The organism is Pseudomonas sp. LB-090624 (assembly GCF_003205205.1).
Taxonomy (GTDB): domain Bacteria; phylum Pseudomonadota; class Gammaproteobacteria; order Pseudomonadales; family Pseudomonadaceae; genus Aquipseudomonas.
Genome location: NZ_QJRL01000003.1, coordinates 128,362 through 147,886, shown reverse-complemented (window position 1 = coordinate 147,886; position 19,525 = coordinate 128,362). Strand labels below are relative to the sequence as shown.

The window sequence follows — 19,525 nt, the reverse complement described above, 5'->3', positions numbered from 1 at the left end:
ATGAATATCAGGGAGTGGCCGGCTGAAGAACGGCCGAGGGAGAAGTTGTTGCAGCGAGGGGCTGCTGCGCTGTCGGATGCAGAGTTGCTTGCCGTACTGCTGGGCTCCGGGGTTGCCGGGCGCAATGTGCTGGACCTTGCGCGAGGGCTGCTGGTGCGTTTTGGCGGGCTCAGGCAGTTTCTTGAGGCCGAACGCGAAGCGGTGCTGCGCGAGCCGGGTATTGGCACCGTGAAATACGCACAGTTACAGGCGCTGTTGGAGATTGGCCGGCGTTATCTGGATGAGAACCTCGAGCGCGCAGCGGCGCTAGAGGGCCCTGCGGCGGTGCGGCGCTATCTCAAGGCCATGTTGCGTCATGAGATCAGTGAGGTATTCGGTTGCCTGTTTCTGGATACCAAGCACCGCCCATTGGCGTTTGAGATCCTGTTCAGGGGGACGATAGACCGGGCCAGTGTCTACCCGCGGGAGGTCGTGCGGCGGGCACTGCTGCACAACGCGGCGGCGTTGATCCTGTGCCACAACCACCCTTCAGGCAACAACGAGCCCAGCCAGGACGATGTGCATTTGACCTTGTCGCTGAAGCGGGGGCTGGCGTTGATCGACGTGCGGGTGCTGGACCACATCATCATTGGCGACGGGGAGCCGTTGTCGATGGTCGAGCATGGGTGGATTGTGGCTTAGGCAGGTCAATGCGGTCAGGGCTAGCACGCGCCTGTCTTGAGGTTTGTGGCGTCTGTGAGATCGAGCGCCGCCCGCGCGGCGCATCGCGAGCTGCGCTCGCTCCTACGGTTGTTTCGGGCCAATTATTCCTGTGGGATTTGCGCGCGTACGCCTTGGCGCATGGCGCGATATCGCGTCGTACAAACCAGGCGGTCGCGCGCGCCTGTCACTGGCGTTACTGGCCCGAAAAAATGTAGGAGCGAGCGCAGCTCGCGATGCGCCGCGCGGGCGGCGCTCGATCTCACAGACGCCACAACGCTTAAGGCAGGCGCCCCAAAACTCACTTGGTCACTGTCACCTTGCTGAAGTCCAGCCGCCCGAACGGGCTCACCTGGTACCCCTCGACGCCTTGGCGCAGCAAGGTCGCCGCTGTCGGATGCGCCAGTGGTACCCACAGCGCCTGCTGCTGAATCAAGGTCTGCGCCTGCTGATACAACCGGCTACGCACACTCTGGTCATTCGTGGTGCGCCCGGCGCTGATCAGCTGGTCCAGGCGGCTGTCGCAGAAGCGCGCGAAATTGGTCCCCGATCCCACTGCTGCACAGGAAAACTGCGGGCTGAGGAAGTTGTCCGGGTCGCCGTTGTCGCCCGCCCAGCCCATGAACAGCAAGTCATGCTCGCCGGCCTTGGCGCGGCGTATCAGTTCGCCCCACTCGATCACGCGGATCTCCGCTTTCACGCCAATCTTCGCCAGGTCGGCTTGCAGCATCTGCGCGCCAAGGCTGGGGTTGGGGTTGAGCAGGCTACCCGAGGGCCGGGTCCAGATGGTGGTACTGAAGCCGTCGGCCAGCCCGGCCTTGGCCAGCAGGGCTTTGGCTTTCTTCAGGTCCAGCGGGTAGCCGGGCAGGTCCTTGGCGTAGCTCCAGGTATTAGGCGGGTAGGGGCCGTTGGCAGCCACCGCAGAGTCTTCGAACACGGCCTTGAGGTAGGCCTGCCTGTCGAAGGCCAGGTTGATCGCCTGACGCACTTCCGGCTTGTCCAGCGGCGGGTGTTGGCTGTTCATGGCGACGAAGGCAGTCATGAATGCCGGCGTGGTGGCCACCTTGAGGTTGCCGTCCTTACCCGCTTCGGCAATGTCCAGCGGCTTCGGCGACAGGGCAACCTGGCATTCGCCACGCTTGAGTTTTTGCAGCCGCACGTTGGCATCGGTGGTGATGGCGAAGATCAGCGGGTCGACGGCTGGCTTGCCAGCGAAATAGTCCGGGTTGGCGCGGTAACGCACCACGGCATCTTTCTGGAAGCGCTGGAACACGAACGGACCGGTGCCGATCGGCTGGCTGTTGAGCTTTTCTGGCGTGCCGGCCTTGAGCAGCTTGTCGGCATATTCGGCCGAGTAGATCGAGGCGAAGCCCATGCTCAGGGTGGCCAGGAAGGTGGCATCCGGGTGGCTGAGGGTGAAGCGTACGGTGTTCGGTGCCGGCGCCTCGATTGCCTTGATCAGGCTGCCCAGCTGCAGCGACTGGGCATGCGGGTAGCCGCCCGGCGCGGTCTTGTGCCAGGCATGCGCCGGGTAGAGCATGCGCTGGAAGCTGAACAGCACGTCATCGGCATTCAGCTCACGGCTGGGCTTGAAGTACGGGGTACTGTGGAACTTCACGCCGTCACGCAGGGTGAACTCATACACCAGGCCGTCGGCCGATACCGTCCAGCTGGCGGCCAGGCTGGGTACCACCTTGCCTTGGGCGGCGTCGAACTCTACCAGGCGGTTCATCAATACGTCGGCGGTGGCATTGGTGGTGGTCAGCGAGTTGTACTGCACCACATCGAAGCCTTCGGGGCTGGCCTCGCTGCAAACGCTCAGCGGCGCAGCCTGGGCAACGCTGGCCGTGAACAGGGCGCCAGCGGCGAACAGGGAGTTGAACAGTAACGAAAGGGCGGCGGCACGCATCGTGGCTCCTTGGCTGTCAGATGGCCCATCTGCCAGTGCAGTCTGGAAAAGGCTTACCCTAGTGCGCCCGCTGGCAAATGACCACACCCTTTTTTACAAATCTGGCGACGAGCGGTCGACGGCTGACGGGGCCTGCCGCTATGCTGGCCCGGCGCGTTCTGGCTTGCGGCAATGTACATCTACTGTTGTTGCAACCAAGTCTTTCTGGTATAAAGCAGCGCTCTTTTCTAGGGGCTCGGCCTGTCGCATCAGCGGATCCGGTCGATAAGACCTCCAGAATCACGGCGCCCAGGCGCCAAAGACTGAGAGATTAAGCGGCCAACCCATGCCGGGTTGGGCATGTGGTTTTAGAGGGCTGAGTCATGTCGAGAGTCTGTCAAGTTACTGGTAAGGGTCCAGTAACCGGGAACAACATTTCCCACGCAAACAACAAAACCCGTCGTCGTTTCCTGCCGAACCTGCAGCACCACCGTTTCTGGGTTGAATCCGAGAAGCGTTTCGTGCGTCTGCGCGTTTCCGCCAAAGGCATGCGTATCATCGACAAGCGCGGCATCGACGCCGTTCTGGTTGACATCCGTAAAGCTGGCGCCAAGGTTTAAGGGAGAGCATCATGCGTGAATTGATCCGTCTGGTTTCGAGTGCCGGTACCGGCCACTTCTACACCACCGACAAGAACAAGCGCACCACCCCGGACAAAATCGAGATCAAGAAATATGATCCGGTTGTTCGCAAGCACGTGGTGTACAAGGAAGCCAAGATCAAGTAATTGATCGGCGACCTGAAAAAAAACCCGCATCCGAAAGGACGCGGGTTTTTTTTTGGCTGCAGCAGGGTCAGTTGAAGGCGAAACTCTGGATCGTCAGGTCGGCGTCGGCCTTGATCTGGATGCGCTCGGCGTCGTAGTCGCGGGTGGATATCTCGTTGGGGCCAACCACGCGAGTGCGCCCGGTGAGGGCGCAGATGGTGCCTTTCAGCTCCGGCACGTAGCGGGTGCCGACCAGGTGAGCGAGGGTTTGCAGAACTTCTTCGTTGGTCATGCTGATTTTCCTTGTGAGGCTGAATGGCCCGAAACGGGCAGGGTCATCCTCACGCATGCCTGTAACATCCCTGCGCTACATAGTTACTTCTGCTCGAACATCACGTAGATCTTGCGGCACGGCTCCAGCACCTCCCAGGTGCCCTTGAAGCCGGCGGGGATGACGAACCGATCGCCGGCACGCAGGGTTTTCGCGCCGCCGTCCTGGTCGCGCAGCACCGAAACGCCCTGAACGATCTCGCAGTATTCATGCTCGGTGTAGCTCACCGTCCACTGCCCCACCTCACCTTCCCAGACGCCAGCTGCAAACTGCCCGCATGGGCTGGTGTAATGGTTGTAGACGGCCTGGTCGGGCTCACCCTTGAGGATTTTCTCCGCGGCCGGGCGGTAACGTTCGGCTTCGGTGATGACCTGTGCGAAGTCGATGATGCTGTCGATGCTCATGGTGCGGCTCCTGTTTTTGTTTAATAAAATGAACATCAGTAGGCTTTTAGGCCTTTCGTGTCAAATATATTGATAGTTTATACGGGCTGGTTTAGGGTATCGCTTGCCAGTGTGCGGTCGTCGCCCGGCCAGAATTCTGACAACGCCTGTGAGTCCTCAGTGCGGCGTTGCACCTAAACAAGAGGAGGAGTTTCGTATGACCACCCTGACCCGTGCGGACTGGGAACAACGTGCCCAGCAACTGAAGATCGAAGGCCGTGCCTTCATCAACGGCGAATACACCGATGCCGTATCCGGTGAAACCTTCGAGTGCCTGAGCCCGGTCGACGGACGCTTCCTGGCCAAGGTTGCCAGCTGCGACCTGGCCGATGCCAACCGCGCTGTAGAAAACGCCCGTGCCACCTTCAATTCCGGCGTCTGGTCGCAGCTGGCCCCGGCCAAGCGCAAGGCCAAGCTGATCCGCTTCGCCGACCTGCTGCGCAAGAACGTCGAAGAGCTGGCGCTGCTGGAAACGCTGGACATGGGCAAGCCGATTGGCGACTCCTCCAGCATCGACATCCCAGGTGCGGCCCAAGCCATTCACTGGACTGCCGAAGCCATCGACAAGGTCTACGACGAAGTTGCCCCGACCCCGCATGACCAGCTTGGCCTGGTTACCCGCGAGCCGGTAGGTGTGGTCGGCGCCATCGTACCTTGGAACTTCCCGCTGCTGATGGCCTGCTGGAAGCTCGGCCCTGCATTGGCCACCGGTAACTCGGTCGTGCTCAAGCCGTCCGAAAAATCGCCGCTGACAGCCATTCGCATTGCCCAGCTGGCGATCGAAGCCGGTATCCCGGCTGGCGTGCTGAACGTGCTGCCAGGCTACGGCCACACCGTCGGCAAGGCCCTGGCCCTGCACATGGACGTGGACACCTTGGTGTTCACCGGTTCGACCAAGATCGCCAAGCAGCTGATGGTTTACGCGGGCGAGTCGAACATGAAACGCATCTGGCTGGAAGCCGGCGGCAAGAGCCCGAACATCGTCTTCGCCGACGCCCCAGACCTGCAAGCTGCCGCTGAGGCTGCTGCCAGCGCCATTGCCTTCAACCAGGGCGAAGTGTGCACCGCAGGTTCCCGCCTGCTGGTCGAGCGTTCGATCAAGGACAAGTTCCTGCCGATGGTGGTAGAGGCCCTGAAAGGCTGGAAACCAGGCAACCCGCTGGACCCACAGACCACTGTCGGTGCCTTGGTCGATACCCAGCAGATGAACACCGTGCTGTCGTACATCGAAGCAGGTCACAAGGACGGCGCCAAGCTGCTGGCTGGCGGCAAGCGTACCCTGGAAGAAACCGGCGGCACCTACGTCGAGCCGACCATCTTCGACGGCGTGACCAACGCCATGCGCATCGCTCAGGAAGAGATCTTCGGCCCAGTGCTGTCGGTCATCGCCTTCGACACTGCCGAAGAAGCTGTGGCCATAGCCAACGACACGCCCTATGGCCTGGCGGCTGGTATCTGGACTTCGGACATTTCCAAGGCCCACAAGACCGCCCGTGCCGTGCGCGCAGGCAGCGTCTGGGTCAACCAGTACGACGGTGGTGACATGACCGCGCCGTTCGGCGGCTTCAAGCAGTCGGGCAACGGCCGTGACAAGTCGCTGCACGCACTCGAGAAGTACACTGAGCTGAAGGCGACCTGGATCAAGCTGTAATTCCAGCAGGGGCCGCTTTGCGGCCCATTCGCGGGACAAGCCCGCTCCCACAGGTACCGCTGCCTTTGAACAGCCAAGGGGACCTGTGGGAGCGGGCTTGTCCCGCGAATGGGCCTGGAAAAACCTGCCTGGGAGGCTGCAATGCGTTGGGGTACCTATTTCGCCGTACTGGCCTCGGTGCTGAGTGTGGGCCTGGCGCTGGGTGTGAGCATGCCACTGGTATCCCTGCGCCTGGAGGCCTGGGGCTATGGCAGCTTCGCCATCGGCGTGATGGCGGCGATGCCAGCCCTGGGCGTTCTGGCCGGAGCCAGCTTGGCCAGCCGCCTGGCCGGCTGGGTCGGTGTGCCTTCGGCCATGCGCATATGCCTGTGGGGCGGGGCGTTGTCGATCGGCCTGGTCGCACTCCTGCCCAGCTATCCCTTGTGGCTGCTGCTGCGGCTGATGATCGGCATGTCCCTGACTGTGGTGTTCATCCTTGGCGAAAGCTGGATCAACCAACTAGTGGTCGAGCAATGGCGCGGCCGACTGGTGGCGCTGTATGGCAGCAGCTACGCCTTGAGCCAGCTGGCAGGGCCGCTGGTGCTGGGCTTCCTCGGCTCCAGCGACGACTTCGGCTTCTGGGCCGCAACCGGCCTGTTGCTGCTTGCGCCGCTGGCGCTGCTGGGGCGTGGCGGCGCGCCGAGTACCGAAGCCTGCAGCGTCAGTTTCGGCGACCTTTTCGGCTTTTGCCGGCGTTTGCCAGTCATTGCCTGGGCCATTGCCCTGTTTGCCTCATTCGAGGCGATGATCCTGACCTTGTTGCCGGTCTATTGTCTGCAGCAAGGCTTTACCACTGAAATCGCCCTGTTCATGGTCAGTACCGTGGTGGTCGGCGACGCGGTGCTGCAGCTGCCCATTGGCGCGCTGGCTGACCGCATGTCGCGACGCGCGCTGTTCACCGGTTGTGCGGTGACCTTGCTGGTGTCCAGCCTGGCGATTCCGCTGTTGCTGCACACGCCGCTGATCTGGCCGTTGTGGGTATTGTTCGGGGCCAGTGCCGGCGGCCTGTTCACGCTGTCGCTGGTGCTGATTGGCGAGCGCTACCGTGATGACGAGCTGGTGCGGGCCAACGCCCATGTGGCGCAGCTCTGGGGCATTGGTTGCCTGCTTGGGCCATTGCTGGCGGGGGCGGGGAGCCAGTGGATCAGCGGGCATGCGTTGCTGCTGCTGATGGCCGCAGGTGCTGCAGGATTGGTGGTGCTGACCCAGCGGCGTGGGGCTTTCGAGGCAGTGTCTGCCTGAAGATTCTGGGGCCGCTTTGCGGCCCGATCGCGGCGCAGGGCTGCCCCCACAAAGGTGGAATGCCCCCGGAAAATGCCGCTACAACATCTTCTCCAGGCCAACCGCCTTGCTGATCCAGGCGTTGAACCTGCGCCACATCCCGCCCGGCTCAGAGGTCAGTACATGCTGCTGGCCATTGTCCTCGGTCGCCCATACCAGCTTGTCGCCCATCAGCTTCACCTGGTAACTCAACGCTGGGGCCATACCCTGCTGGGCCAGTTCGCGGGTGTACTCGGCCAGCTCCGGGCTGTCCACCAGCACCCCGACCTCGGTGTTCCACAGCACCGAGCGCGGGTCAAAGTTGAACGAGCCGATAAAGGTCTTGCGCCGGTCGAACACGATCGCCTTGGTGTGCAGGCTCGAATCCGAGCTTCCACGGAAGCTCAAGCGGCCCGCGCTGGGGTCACCGGGTTGGCGGCGAAGCTCGTAAAGCTCTACACCGTGCTCAAGCAAGGCCCGGCGATAGGGCGCATAACCGCCGTGTACCGCAGGCACGTCGGTCGCCTCCAGCGAATTGGTAAGCAGCTTCACCGAAACCCCGGCGTCGGCACGGCCGGTCAGGTACAGCAGCCCCGGTTCACCCGGCACGAAGTAGGCCGAGGTCAGCATCAGCTCGAGCTTCACACTGGCCAAGTCTGGCGCCAATTGCTGACTCAGCAGCAACTGCGGGTCTGGCTCATCGTCGGCCAGCACCTTGCTCGGGGCATCCCACAGCGCCTGGGCGTGGGCCCAGATCAGCTCGTTGCGCCACACATCCAGGTGCGGCCGCGACTGATAGGCCATCAGGCGATCGTACAGGGCCTTGCGCTGGGTCCTGGCTTCGGCCAGCGACACCTCCAGGCGGTGGCGGCTGGCGCGCAGGTCACTGGCGTCCGGGTCATGCCAGAGGAAGTCGGTGATCGGCCGGGCCAGGGCGCTGTTCCAGTACTGGTCGAAGCTGTGCCCGAGCTGTTCGGCAATCGGGCCAACACCCAGCAGGTCGATGTCGGTGAAGTTGAGGTTGGGCTCGGCATCGAAGTACTCGTCACCCAGGTTGCGCCCGCCGACGATGGCCATGCTGTTGTCCACCAGGAACAACTTGTTGTGCATGCGCCGGTGCTGGCGTGACAGGTTGAAAAGCCGGCCAACGGCACGTGTCACGCCGGTGCTGCGGCCCAGGTGCAGCGGGTTGAACACGCGGATCTGGATATTCGGGTGGGCGTCGAGCGTTCCCATGATGGTGTCCAGACCATCGCTGGTGGTGTCGTCGAGCAGGATACGCACGCGCACCCCACGGTCGGCGGCGCGCAGCAGTTCATGCACCAGGGCACGGGTGCTGAGGCCGTCGTGGACGATGTAGTACTGCAGGTCGATGCTGCCTTGCGCGTTGCGGATCAGCTCGGCACGGGCGCGAAATGCCTCGTTGCTGTTGGGCAACAGGCGAAAACCCGAACGACCGCCGTAGGGGGCGGCCTGGCGCAGCACCGAGCGGCCGAAGGCCGAGTCGTTGGCGGGCAGCGCCTGGCTGGTTTCGCGGGGCATGCTGACACTGGCACAGCCGGCTAGGCCGAGCAACATCAGCAGCAAAGGCAAGGCTCGCTGGAGTCTCAAGGGTGGATCGTCCTGTGCAGCATGGGCTCTAGGGGTTGGACCGTGGCGGGCGGTGCAAAGTTACGCGTCGGCGTTTTCTTCATCCAGTAGACGAAGGGCGGCTTCACCTACCTTGCGCACGGCCGCTTCGATCTGCGGCGTAGGCCGCGCGGCGAAGTTCATGCGCAGGCAATGGCGAAACTTGCCCGAAGCCGAGAAGATGCTGCCTACGGCAACCTGCACGCCCTGCTCCAGTAAAGCGCGGTTCAGCCGCAGGGTATCGAAATGTTCGGGTAATTCCACCCAGAGCATGAAGCCGCCCTGCGGCCGGCTGACCCGGGTGCCCGCCGGGAAGTAGCGGGTTACCCAGTCGCTCATCAGGTCGCGGCCACGCTGATACTGGCTGCGCATGCGCCGTACGTGAGGTTGGTAGTGCCCGCCAGCGATGAAGTCGGCGATGGCCAGCTGCGGCTGGCTGGCCGTGCTCCCGGTGCTGATGTACTTCATGTGCAGTACTCGTTCCAGGTAGCGGCCGGGCGCCACCCAGCCAACCCGCAGGCCGGGGGCGAGGGTCTTGGAGAACGAACTGCAGAGCAGCACGCGGCCATCGTCGTCGAACGACTTGAGGGTTCGCGGGCGCGGGTAGGTGTAGGCCAGGTCGCCGTACACATCGTCTTCCAGAATGGCCACATCGTAGCGCTGGGCCAGGCTCAGCAGGGCCTTCTTGCGGGCTTCGGGCATGATGTAGCCGAGCGGGTTGTTGCAGCTGGGGGTGATCTGGACAAGCTTGATCGGCCACTGCTCCAGGGCCAGCTCCAGTGCCTCCAGGCTGATGCCGGTGACCGGGTCGGTAGGGATTTCCAGCGCCTTCATGCCCAGCCCCTTGAGGGTTTGCATGGCGCCGTGGAAGCTGGGCGAGTCGACTGCGACGATATCGCCTGGTTCGCACACTGCGCGGATGCTGCACGACAGCGCTTCATGGCAGCCGGTGGTGATCACCAGGTCGGCCGGGCCCAGGCGGCAGCCGGAATCGAGCATCAGCCGTGCTACCTGTTCGCGCAGGGCCAGGTTGCCGTGGATGTTGTCGTAGTACAGGCCAGGCATGTCCTGCCGGCGGCTCAACTGCGCGAGGCTGCGCAGCAGTGGCTTGAGGGTGGGGCTGTCGATATCGGGCATGCCGCGACCCAGCTGCACCACATCCTGGCGCGGGTTGCTTCGTACCAGTTCCAGCACCTGCTCCCACTGCGAAATGTCCACCGGGCGTTGGGCCGGGCGGCTGACTGCGGGTAGTGCCGGCAACTGCCGTTGGTCGCTGACGAAATAGCCGGACTTGGGCCGCGGCGAGACCATGCCGCTGTCTTCGAGCATGCGATAGGCCTGCTGCACGGTGCTCAGGCTGACCCCGTGCTCGACGCTCAGGGCGCGCACCGACGGCAGGCGCTGGCCGGGGCGGTAAAGGCCCTGTTCGATGCGGGCGCCGAGCAGTTCGGCGAGGTTCAGGTACAGGGTCACGGCATACTCCTACGCTGCCTTGGGACAGCGACCGGTACAGTTGAAGTGAAAATACAGCATTCAGTAGGTCGTCGGCCAATTCTGTATGGGAATAATAAGGCTGTATTGGATCTGTATTGCCGGCGCTGCCGACGCGCATGCTTTCCCCACGGTATCAACTGAACGGGAGGGTGCAGTGATGGGTGGTATGAGCGATGTGCGCTTGCAACTGTTGGCCAAGGAACTGGACGCCGGGCAGCAGGCCAGGGTTTTCAATGCGCCGGCTGGGCTGGGGCGTTGGGGGCTGATGCTGCATCGCTGGCACACCCGCAGGGCGCTGCTGCAGTTGACCGATGATGAGTTACGCGATGTCGGGCTGAGCTGGGAGCAAGCCCGAATCGAGGGACATAAACCATTCTGGAGGGACTGACAGGACAGGGCCCTAGACCAATTCCTTGAGTCTGTGCCAGAGCATCCCCAACGCCAGCAGCGGCGAGCGCAGGTGCTGGCCGCCAGGGAAGGTGATATGCGGCACCTTGGCGAACAGGTCGAAACGCCCGCTCTCCTGGCCACTGATGGCTTCGCCCAGCAGGCGCGCCGCCAAGTGGGTGGCGTTGAGCCCATGGCCCGAATAGGCCTGGGCGTAATACACGTTCGGCTGGCTGGCCAGTCGGCCGACCTGTGGCAGGCGGTTGGCACCGATGCCGATCATGCCGCCCCACTGGTAATCGATACGCACGTCGGCCAGCTCCGGGAACACCTTGAGCATCTTCGGCCGCATGTAGGCGGCGATATCGCTCGGGTCACGCCCTGAGTAATGGCACGCACCCCCGAACAGCAGGCGGTTGTCGGCGGACAGGCGGTAGTAGTCCAGCGCCACACGCTGGTCGCACACCGCCATGTTCTGCGGCAGCAACCTGCGGGCGCGCTCCTCACCCAGCGGCTCGGTGGCGATGATATAACTGCCGGCTGGCAACACCTTGCCGCCCAGTTCGCGGTTGAGGTTGTTGTGATAGGCGTTGCAGCACAGCACCAAGGTCTTGGCGCGCACCCGGCCTTGGGCGGTATGCACCTGCACTTCAGTGCCATAGTCGATGCGGGTGACTTCGGATTGCTCGAACAACTTGACGCCCAGGCGGGCGGCTGCGGCGGCTTCGCCCAGTGCCAGGTTGAGCGGGTGCAGATGCCCAGAGCCCATGTCGACCAGCCCCCCTACATAGCAGTCGGCACCCACCACACTGTGGATATCGTCCTTGCCGACCAGGCGCAGTTCATGTGCATAGCCCAGGCTGCGCAGCGCTTCGGCGTCTTCGGCAAAGCCCAGCAATTCGGCGGGTTTGTTGGCAAGGTCGCAGTAGCCCCAGGTCAGGTCACAGGCGATGGCGTGCTTTTCAACCCGCTCGCGGACGATCTGCACGGCCTCCAGGCCCATCAGCTTCATGCTGCGCACGCCGTCCTCGCCAATGACCGGTAGAAACTGCTCCAGGCCATGGCCGACACCGCGAATCAGCTGCCCGCCATTGCGCCCACTGGCGCCCCAGCCGAGCTTGCGCGCTTCCAGCAGGACAACTGAGAAGCCGCGCTCGGCCAGTTCGATGGCAGTGTTAAGGCCTGAGTAGCCACCGCCGACGATGCATACGTCGGCGCTGTGTTCGCCTTGCAGAAACGAATGATCCGGGTGTGGCGCGCTGCTGGCGGCGTAGTAGGAGGCGGCGTGCTGCGCGCTGTGGATCATTGCATCGGTCCTGTGGCTGGTGGGCGAGGGGAGGAGGATAAGCCGGGGCTTTAGGGTGGGCAACCGGCCTCATCGCCAGCAACCCAGCCTTGCAGGGTCTGTGCAGTCCCCGAGACCAGTGGTGTGGCTGTGGGCGCTGGCTTGCCGGCGATTGGCCCTATAATCCAACCTCAGTTTCCAACTTTGTACTCAGCCATGTCCTGCAACCGCCACAAGATCCACTTCCTGCGCGAACTCATCCCTTCATTCGAGTGCGAACCCGGCTGCCATGACTGTTGCGGTCCGGTCACTACCTCGGCGGAAGAAATGGCCCGTCTGCCACGTAAGTCCCAGGCCGAGCAGGACGCCGCCCTGGAGCGCCTGGATTGCGTGCACCTGGGCCCCAACGGGTGCACTGTGTACGAGGAGCGGCCGATGATCTGCCGCCTGTTTGGCACTACCCCGCGCCTGGCCTGCCCACGTGGCCGTGGCCCAGAACCGATGATCGACCCTGCTGCCGAGCAACTGGTGCACCAGTTCATTGCCACCACCCGCCAGGTGCTGGTCTAGCCTCAGTCCGGGATCGGCAGGCAGAGGCTCTCTTTCACTTCTTCCATCACGATGTAGCTCTTCGACTCACGCACGTGCGGCAGTTTCAGCAGGATATCGCCGAGCAGCTTGCGGTACGAAGCCATCTCCGAAATGCGCGCTTTCACCAGGTAGTCGAAATCACCGGAAACCAGGTGGCATTCCAGCACGTGCGGCAGCTTCAGCACCGCGCGGCGGAACTCCTCGAAGGTGTCGCCGGACTTGTAGTCCAGGCTGATTTCGACGAACACCAGCAGGCTGCCCTTGAGGTGCTGCGGGTTCAGGCGGGCGTTGTAGCCCATGATGATGCCCTCGCGTTCCAGGCGGCGAACCCGCTCGGTGCAAGGGGTGGTGGACAGCCCAACTTTCTCGCCCAGTTCGGTGAAGGAAATACGCCCGTCATTCTGCAGGATACGCAGGATGTTACGGTCGATCTTGTCCAGTTCACGCTTGCTCTGGTGCTGGGTTCTCATAGGGGATGCCCCTCCGTGAAAGGCGTTTTTGCCGAGAATTCTCGCCAATAATAGGCTTTTATATAGTGAATTGCACTGGTCTCAAATTTTTATACTGCGCCCATTCATGCCATTTCAATAAAAGTCTGCGGCGTGCCGCGTATGAGGGATACAACGATGCGAGTTCTGGTACTTGGTAGCGGCGTAATCGGAACCGCCAGTGCCTACTACCTGGCCCGGCAAGGTTTCGAAGTGACGGTGGTCGACCGCCAGCCAGCGGTGGCCATGGAAACCAGCTTTGCCAATGCCGGCCAGATCTCGCCCGGCTATGCCTCGCCGTGGGCCGCCCCCGGCGTGCCACTGAAAGCCATCAAATGGCTGCTGGAGCGCCACGCCCCTCTGGCGATCAAGCTCACGGGTGATGTCGACCAGTACCTGTGGATGGCCCAGATGCTGCGCAACTGCACCGCCAGCCGTTACGCGGTGAACAAGGAGCGCATGGTGCGCCTGTCCGAGTACAGCCGTGACTGCCTCGACGAACTGCGCGCCGAAACCGGCATCAACTACGAAAACCGCAGCCTGGGCACTACCCAGCTGTTCCGCACCCAGGCCCAGGTCGATGCTGCTGCCAAGGACATTGCCGTGCTCGAGCAGTCCGGCGTGCCCTATGAACTGCTTGATCGCGACGGCATCGCCCGCGTCGAACCCGCCCTGGCGGGCGTGAAAGACATCCTGGCGGGCGCGCTGCGCCTGCCAAATGACCAGACCGGCGATTGCCAACTGTTCACCACCAAGCTGGCCGACATGGCGCTGAAGCTCGGCGTGGAGTTCCGCTTCGGCCAGGACATCCAACGTCTGGACTTCGCGGGTGACCGTATCAATGGCGTGTGGATCGATGGCAAGCTGGAAACCGCTGACCGCTATGTGCTGGCGCTGGGCAGCTACTCGCCGCAGATGCTCAAGCCGCTGGGCATCAAGGCCCCGGTGTACCCATTGAAAGGTTATTCGCTGACCGTGCCGATCACCAACGCCGACATGGCCCCGACCTCGACCATTCTCGACGAAACCTACAAGGTTGCGATCACCCGTTTCGACAACCGCATCCGCGTTGGCGGGATGGCTGAAATCGCCGGTTTTGACCTGTCGCTGAACCCGCGCCGGCGCGAAACACTGGAGATGATCGTCAACGACCTTTATCCTCGCGGCGGTGACTTGAGCCAGGCCAGCTTCTGGACCGGCCTGCGCCCGGCGACCCCGGACGGTACGCCGATCGTCGGTGCCACGGCCTTCCGCAACCTGTTCCTGAACACCGGTCACGGTACATTGGGCTGGACCATGGCGTGCGGCTCGGGCCGCCTGCTTGCCGACCTGATTGCGCGCAAGAAGCCGCAGATCAGTGCCGAAGGCCTGGACATTTCCCGTTATGGCAACAGCCGGGAAGTGGCCAAGCACGGGCAAAGCGCGCCGGCTCACCAGCAGTAATAGCCTGTGCCGGCTCATTCGCGGCTAAAGCCGCTCCCACAAGGATCGCATGTTCATGGACATTGTGCGGTCCCCTGTGGGAGCGGCTTTAGCCGCGAAGAACCCAACACCGTTTTCAACCTGTGAACCACCATAAGGCAGCCGCCATGCGTCCCGCCCGCGCCCTGATCGACCTCCAGGCCCTGCGCCACAACTACCGTCTGGCCCGTGAACTGACCGGCGCCAAAGCCCTCGCCGTGATCAAGGCCGATGCCTACGGCCACGGCGCCGTGCGCTGTGCCCTGGCCCTGGAGGCCGAAGCCGACGGCTTTGCCGTGGCCTGCATCGAAGAGGCGCTGGAATTGCGCGCCGCCGGTATCAAGGCCCCGGTCCTGTTGCTGGAAGGCTTCTTTGAAGCCAGCGAGCTGGCGCTGATCGCCGAGCACGACCTGTGGTGCGTGCTGCACTCGCTTTGGCAGCTGGAAGCCATCGAAAAGACCCAGCTGCACAAGCCGCTGACCGTCTGGTTGAAGCTGGACAGCGGCATGCACCGCGCCGGCCTGCACCCCAAGGACTACCACGAGGCCTACCAGCGCCTGCTGGCCAGCGGCAAGGTTTCACGCATTGTGCTGATGAGCCACTTCGCCCGCGCCGACGAGCTGGACGCCGATGCCACCGCGCAGCAGATCGCAGTGTTCGAAGCCGCCCGACAGGGCTTGGCTGCCGAGTGCAGCTTGCGTAATTCCCCTGGCGTTCTGGGTTGGCCGCAAGCGCCCAGCGACTGGGTGCGCCCAGGCCTGATGCTGTACGGTGCTTCGCCGTTCGACGAGCCCCAGGCCGAGGCCGAACGCTTGCAACCGGTGATGACGCTGCAATCGCGGGTCATCAGCGTGCGCGAGCTGCCCGCCGGTGAGCCGGTGGGCTACGGTGCCAAGTTCGTCAGCCCCCGGCCAACCCGTGTCGGCGTGGTCGCTATGGGTTATGCCGATGGCTACCCGCGCCAGGCACCCAACGGCACCCCGGTGCTGGTGGCCGGCAAGCGCACCCAGCTGATCGGCCGAGTGTCGATGGACATGCTCTGCATCGACCTCACCGACGTGCCTGAAGCCACCGTCGGTAGCCCGGTCGAGCTGTGGGGCAAGCAGGTGCTGGCCAGTGAGGTGGCCGCGCATGCGGGCACCATTCCGTACCAGATCTTCTGCAACCTGAAGCGGGTACCACGGGACTACGTCGGCGAATGACACGCTGAAGCGGACAGGTTGAGGGGCGGTGTGTTGTAAATACTGAACGGCATTGCCATGATATCGTTCACATCCACCCCCTTTCACCGTTTCAGGAGGCTCCAGCTTTGGACGTCGGCGAACGACTGCAAGCCATCCGCAAGCTCAAGGGCCTGTCCCAGCGCGAACTCGCCAAGCGAGCCGGGGTCACCAACAGCACCATCTCGATGATCGAGAAGAACAGCGTCAGCCCCTCCATCAGCTCGCTGCGCAAGGTGCTGAGCGGCATTCCCATGTCGATGGTCGAGTTCTTTTCGGTCGAGTTGGAGACGGAGAGCCCGGCGCAGATCGTCTACAAGGCGCACGAACTGATCGATATCTCGGACGGTGCGGTCACCATGAAACTGGTCGGCAAATCGCACCCCAATCGCGCCATAGCTTTCCTCACCGAGGTGTACCCGCCGGGTGCCGATACCGGTGCCGAGATGCTTACCCATGACGGCGAAGAAACCGGCATCCTGCTGGAAGGCCGACTGGAACTGGTGGTCGGCAACGAGATATTCATCCTTGAAGAAGGCGACAGCTACTACTTCGAAAGCACCCGGCCGCATCGCTTCCGCAACCCGTTTGACCAGCCTGCGCGGCTGATCAGTGCGGCGACGCCTTCAAACTTTTGATCCAGCGCAGTGCATTGATTCGGCAATACCCCTTTCCAGTGTAGGGTCGTTTCACGGCCTCTGGGTTCCCGCTATACTTTTCAACGCTCGCCGTTCCGTGGCCGCGAGCGTGATTAGCCACCATGAGGGTGTTCGCGTGAACCAAATCAAGAAGATGCTGGCCGTACCAGCAGCCGTATTCGCCCTCTGGGCAATGAGCGCAACCGCTGCGACCAATGACGACATCGCAAAACGCCTGGAGCCGGTTGGCCAGGTGTGCGTGCAGGGCCAGGAATGCAAAGGCATGGAAGTGGCTGCAACTGCTGGTGGCGGAGGTGCCAAGACGCCGGACGAGATCATCGCCAAGCACTGCAACGCCTGCCATGGCAGCGGCTTGCTCGGCGCGCCTAAAATTGGTGACGCCGCCGCGTGGAAAGAACGCGCCGACCACCAGGGCGGCCTGGATGGCATCCTGGCCAAGGCCATTACCGGTATCAACGCCATGCCGCCGAAGGGCACCTGTGCCGACTGCTCGGATGAAGACCTGAAAGGGGCAATCAAGAAAATGTCCGGGCTGTGATTTACAGCTGAATTGCATGAGGCCCGCCGTTGATGGCGGGCTTTGTTTTTTGTTGCCTGGCCGGCCTCTTCGCCGGCAACCAATTACTTCAGCCCTATGTCCAACCCCTGAACCCATGGATGTTTCAGGAGGCCCTGATGCACCTCTGCTCCATCGACCAGGCTGTCGAGCAGGTCTTGTCCCGGCTGCCAACCCATATCCATATGGGCCTGCCTTTGGGCCTGGGCAAACCCAATGCCTTCGTCAACGCGCTCTATGCCCGTGTACGCGAGCTGCCCGAACGTCGCCTGACCATCTATACCGCCCTGTCCCTTGGCCGCCCGCCGCTGGGCGATGGCTTGCAACGGCGCTTTCTCGAACCCTTCGTCGAGCGTGTCTTCGCTGACTACGAAGAACTCAGCTACCTCGCAGACCTGCGCAACGACAGCCTGCCACCGAACATCCGTGTCGAGCAGTTCTTCATGCAGCCCGGTAGCCTGCTGCACAGTGAATCGGCCCAGCAGGACTACGTCAGCAGCAACTACAGCCACGCCGCACGTGATATCAACGCCAAGGGCTTGAACCTGATTGCCCAGTTGGTGGCCGCCACACCCGAAAAGCCTGTCCACCTGAGCCTGGCCTGCAACCCCGACATCACCCTCGACCTGCTGCCGATGATTGCCAAGCGCCGGGCAGCTGGCGAAACCATCCTCATGCTGGGCCAGGTGCATGCCGAACTGCCTTACATGCCAGGCGATGCCGAGCTGCCCATCGATGCCTTCGACCTGCTGCTGGATGAGGCGGAACAACACCGCCTGTTCTCCACGCCGAACATGCCGGTCGGCATCCAGGATCACTGTATCGGCTTGCACGCCAGCAGCCTGGTGCGTGACGGCGGCACCCTGCAGATTGGCATTGGTGCCATGGGCGATGCAGTTGCGGCGGCATTGCTGGCACGCCAGGGGGACAACGCCGGTTACCGTGCGGTGCTCAAGGCGCTGGATGTCGGCCCGTGGCAGCCACTGATCGAGCGGGAAGGAGGCCTGGATACGTTCGCCCAGGGCTTGTATGGCTGTAGCGAGATGTTCGTCAACGGCCTGCTGGTGTTGGCCGAAGCAGGGCTGCTACGACGCCCGGCGGACGAGCAGGGGGCAATACTGCATGGCGGCTTTTTCCTCGGCCCGCAAGCGTTCTACCAGCGCTTGCGCGAGATGCCGCTGGAGCAGCGTGCGCAATTTTTCATGACCCGTATCAGCTTCATCAACGAGCTCTATGGGCAGGAGGAACTCAAGCGCCGACAGCGTCGCGATGCGCGCTTCATCAACACTGCGTTCGGCATGACCCTCCTCGGCGCCGGAGTGGCCGACCAGCTGGAGGACGGCCGTGTGCTCAGTGGTGTGGGCGGGCAGTACAACTTCGTTGCCCAGGGCCATGCGCTGGAGGGCGGGCGCTCGATTCTGCTGTTGCGCAGCTGGCGTGAAGCGGGCGGAGAGGTCACCTCGAACCTGTTATGGACCTATGGCCACTGCACCATCCCCCGGCACCTTCGCGATATCGTGGTGACCGAATACGGCATTGCCGACCTGCGTGGGCAGACTGACAGCGAAGTGATCGCGCGGTTGTTGGCGGTGAGCGATTCGCGGTTCCAGCCGGGCCTGATCAAGCAGGCCAAAGAAGCTGGCAAGCTTGCTGACGACTTTCAGTTGGAGGCGCGCTTTACCGACAATACCCCGCAACGCCTGGAGGCGATCAGGGCACAGCATGCGCGGCTGTTCCCGGAGTATCCGATGGGCACGGACTTTACGGCCGAGGAGCGGGATCTGTTGCGGGCGCTGAACTGGTTGAAGAGCAAGTTCAAGCTGAGCGAGGTGCTGGAGCTGGGTAAGGCCGCGCTGGATGCGCCGGGGCCAGAGGGGTACGAGCGCCACCTGGAGCGTATGCAGTTGGGGCAGCCGCAGGGGCTGAAAGAAGAACTTTACCAGCGCTTGTTGCTGGCGGGGCTGGTGGCAACCAGATGAAACGGGTGCTGCCATTCGCGGCCACGCCCGCGCCCACAGGCACAGCACAGCGTTCGATAACTGTGCTGTGCCTGTGGGCGCGGGCGTGGCCGCGAAGCAGTGCCGCGTTTATTCGATGAAGCTGACCACACCACCTTCCAGCGACTTCACGCGGGCCAGCGATTCAACGCGGTAACCCTGGCTGTCCAGTTCGGCACGGCCGCCCTGGAACGACTTCTCGATCACGATGCCCAGGCCCGCCACGGTGGCGCCAGCCTGCTTGATGATCGAGATCAGCGCCTGCGAGGCCTTGCCGTTGGCCAGGAAGTCGTCGATCACCAGCACGCGGTCGCTGCTGTTGAGGTGACGCGGCGAAATGGCCACGGTGTTCTCGGTCTGCTTGGTGAAGGAGTACACCGAGGCGGTCAGCAGATTTTCAGTCAGGGTCAGCGACTGGTGCTTGCGGGCGAAAATCACCGGTACGCCAAGCTTCAGACCGGTCATTACGGCCGGGGCAATGCCCGAGGCTTCGATGGTGACGATCTTGGTCACGCCGGCATCGGCGAACAGGCGGGCGAACTCGTCACCGATCAGCTGCATCAGCGCCGGATCGATCTGGTGGTTGAGAAACGCGTCGACTTTGAGAACCTGATCGGAAAGCACGATGCCTTCTTCGCGAATCTTCTGATGCAGTGCTTCCACTGTGATTTCCTCGATGTA

Annotated in this window: 20 protein-coding genes; 12 read left to right on the top strand and 8 right to left on the bottom strand. The window is 62.9% G+C overall.

Translation table 11 applies throughout. From position 1 onward, the window contains the following. Positions 1 to 681 (top strand): DNA repair protein RadC, encoded by a 681-nt coding sequence (radC, locus tag DMX11_RS04545; RefSeq protein ID WP_061204041.1) that lies wholly within the window; start codon positions 1 to 3, stop codon positions 679 to 681. A gap of 319 nt (positions 682 to 1,000) precedes the next feature. Here the strand turns inward: radC and DMX11_RS04540 are convergent, their stop codons facing one another. Further along, a complete protein-coding gene (locus DMX11_RS04540) occupies positions 1,001 to 2,608 on the bottom strand; it encodes an ABC transporter substrate-binding protein (RefSeq protein WP_110743411.1) in 1,608 nt (535 codons plus the stop codon). Between the two features lie 362 nt (positions 2,609 to 2,970). Here DMX11_RS04540 and rpmB point away from each other — a divergent pair, with 362 nt between their 5' ends. Together rpmB and rpmG are read left to right on the top strand one after the other, a co-directional pair. Next, the gene (rpmB, locus tag DMX11_RS04535) at positions 2,971 to 3,207 is read left to right on the top strand and encodes a 50S ribosomal protein L28 (protein WP_003253504.1); all 237 of its coding nucleotides are present in this window, start codon (positions 2,971 to 2,973) and stop codon (positions 3,205 to 3,207) included. Positions 3,208 to 3,218: 11 nt separating this feature from the next. Then, a complete protein-coding gene (rpmG, locus tag DMX11_RS04530) occupies positions 3,219 to 3,374 on the top strand; it encodes a 50S ribosomal protein L33 (RefSeq protein WP_003253507.1) in 156 nt (51 codons plus the stop codon). Between the two features lie 67 nt (positions 3,375 to 3,441). Here rpmG and DMX11_RS04525 read toward each other — a convergent pair whose 3' ends face one another. Together DMX11_RS04525 and DMX11_RS04520 are read right to left on the bottom strand one after the other, a co-directional pair. After that, entirely contained in the window at positions 3,442 to 3,645 is a 204-nt protein-coding gene (locus tag DMX11_RS04525; protein WP_110743410.1) for a hypothetical protein, read from the bottom strand. A gap of 83 nt (positions 3,646 to 3,728) precedes the next feature. After that, positions 3,729 to 4,088 carry a cupin domain-containing protein gene (locus tag DMX11_RS04520; protein ID WP_110743409.1) on the bottom strand — a complete coding sequence of 120 codons (360 nt, stop codon included), beginning with the start codon at positions 4,086 to 4,088 and terminating at the stop codon, positions 3,729 to 3,731. 196 nt (positions 4,089 to 4,284) lie between these two features. Here DMX11_RS04520 and DMX11_RS04515 point away from each other — a divergent pair, with 196 nt between their 5' ends. Further along, positions 4,285 to 5,778, top strand: a complete 1,494-nt coding sequence (locus tag DMX11_RS04515) for an aldehyde dehydrogenase (protein ID WP_010955785.1) — start codon at positions 4,285 to 4,287, stop codon at positions 5,776 to 5,778. 141 nt (positions 5,779 to 5,919) lie between these two features. Beyond that, the gene (locus DMX11_RS04510) at positions 5,920 to 7,059 is read left to right on the top strand and encodes an MFS transporter (RefSeq protein ID WP_110743602.1); all 1,140 of its coding nucleotides are present in this window, start codon (positions 5,920 to 5,922) and stop codon (positions 7,057 to 7,059) included. A 78-nt stretch (positions 7,060 to 7,137) separates the two neighbouring features. Here DMX11_RS04510 and DMX11_RS04505 read toward each other — a convergent pair whose 3' ends face one another. Both DMX11_RS04505 and DMX11_RS04500 read right to left on the bottom strand, forming a co-directional pair. Continuing rightward, a complete protein-coding gene (locus DMX11_RS04505) occupies positions 7,138 to 8,688 on the bottom strand; it encodes a phospholipase D family protein (RefSeq protein WP_110743408.1) in 1,551 nt (516 codons plus the stop codon). A gap of 60 nt (positions 8,689 to 8,748) precedes the next feature. After that, positions 8,749 to 10,179 carry a PLP-dependent aminotransferase family protein gene (locus DMX11_RS04500; RefSeq protein ID WP_110743407.1) on the bottom strand — a complete coding sequence of 477 codons (1,431 nt, stop codon included), beginning with the start codon at positions 10,177 to 10,179 and terminating at the stop codon, positions 8,749 to 8,751. A 178-nt stretch (positions 10,180 to 10,357) separates the two neighbouring features. Between DMX11_RS04500 and DMX11_RS04495 the strand changes: the two genes are divergently transcribed. Then, a complete protein-coding gene (locus DMX11_RS04495) occupies positions 10,358 to 10,588 on the top strand; it encodes a DUF1127 domain-containing protein (RefSeq protein ID WP_110743406.1) in 231 nt (76 codons plus the stop codon). Between the two features lie 12 nt (positions 10,589 to 10,600). On the opposite strand, the gene DMX11_RS04490 is transcribed toward DMX11_RS04495, so the two are convergent. After that, positions 10,601 to 11,893 carry an FAD-binding oxidoreductase gene (locus tag DMX11_RS04490; RefSeq protein ID WP_110743405.1) on the bottom strand — a complete coding sequence of 431 codons (1,293 nt, stop codon included), beginning with the start codon at positions 11,891 to 11,893 and terminating at the stop codon, positions 10,601 to 10,603. A gap of 195 nt (positions 11,894 to 12,088) precedes the next feature. Here DMX11_RS04490 and DMX11_RS04485 point away from each other — a divergent pair, with 195 nt between their 5' ends. Beyond that, positions 12,089 to 12,442, top strand: coding sequence for a YkgJ family cysteine cluster protein (locus tag DMX11_RS04485; protein WP_110743404.1), 354 nt, complete (start codon positions 12,089 to 12,091; stop codon positions 12,440 to 12,442). Between the two features lie 2 nt (positions 12,443 to 12,444). On the opposite strand, the gene dadR is transcribed toward DMX11_RS04485, so the two are convergent. After that, complete coding sequence (dadR, locus tag DMX11_RS04480; RefSeq protein WP_003258963.1) at positions 12,445 to 12,933, bottom strand: transcriptional regulator DadR; 489 nt, start codon at positions 12,931 to 12,933, stop codon at positions 12,445 to 12,447. A gap of 156 nt (positions 12,934 to 13,089) precedes the next feature. Here dadR and dadA point away from each other — a divergent pair, with 156 nt between their 5' ends. The 5 genes from dadA (at position 13,090) to DMX11_RS04455 (ending at position 18,826) form a co-directional block, all read left to right on the top strand. Beyond that, on the top strand, positions 13,090 to 14,394 hold the full coding sequence (dadA, locus tag DMX11_RS04475; protein WP_003253522.1) for a D-amino acid dehydrogenase: 1,305 nt from the start codon (positions 13,090 to 13,092) through the stop codon (positions 14,392 to 14,394). 146 nt (positions 14,395 to 14,540) lie between these two features. Continuing rightward, positions 14,541 to 15,614, top strand: coding sequence for an alanine racemase (gene alr / locus DMX11_RS04470; RefSeq protein ID WP_110743403.1), 1,074 nt, complete (start codon positions 14,541 to 14,543; stop codon positions 15,612 to 15,614). 107 nt (positions 15,615 to 15,721) lie between these two features. After that, positions 15,722 to 16,270: a cupin domain-containing protein gene (locus tag DMX11_RS04465; protein ID WP_110743402.1), complete on the top strand. Its 549-nt coding sequence runs from the start codon at positions 15,722 to 15,724 to the stop codon at positions 16,268 to 16,270. Between the two features lie 154 nt (positions 16,271 to 16,424). After that, positions 16,425 to 16,829 carry a cytochrome c5 family protein gene (locus tag DMX11_RS04460; RefSeq protein ID WP_110743601.1) on the top strand — a complete coding sequence of 135 codons (405 nt, stop codon included), beginning with the start codon at positions 16,425 to 16,427 and terminating at the stop codon, positions 16,827 to 16,829. Between the two features lie 137 nt (positions 16,830 to 16,966). Further along, positions 16,967 to 18,826: an acetyl-CoA hydrolase/transferase C-terminal domain-containing protein gene (locus tag DMX11_RS04455; RefSeq protein ID WP_110743600.1), complete on the top strand. Its 1,860-nt coding sequence runs from the start codon at positions 16,967 to 16,969 to the stop codon at positions 18,824 to 18,826. A gap of 108 nt (positions 18,827 to 18,934) precedes the next feature. On the opposite strand, the gene DMX11_RS04450 is transcribed toward DMX11_RS04455, so the two are convergent. Then, a complete protein-coding gene (locus tag DMX11_RS04450; protein WP_003253535.1) occupies positions 18,935 to 19,507 on the bottom strand; it encodes a xanthine phosphoribosyltransferase in 573 nt (190 codons plus the stop codon). Between the last annotated feature and the right edge of the window lie 18 nt (positions 19,508 to 19,525).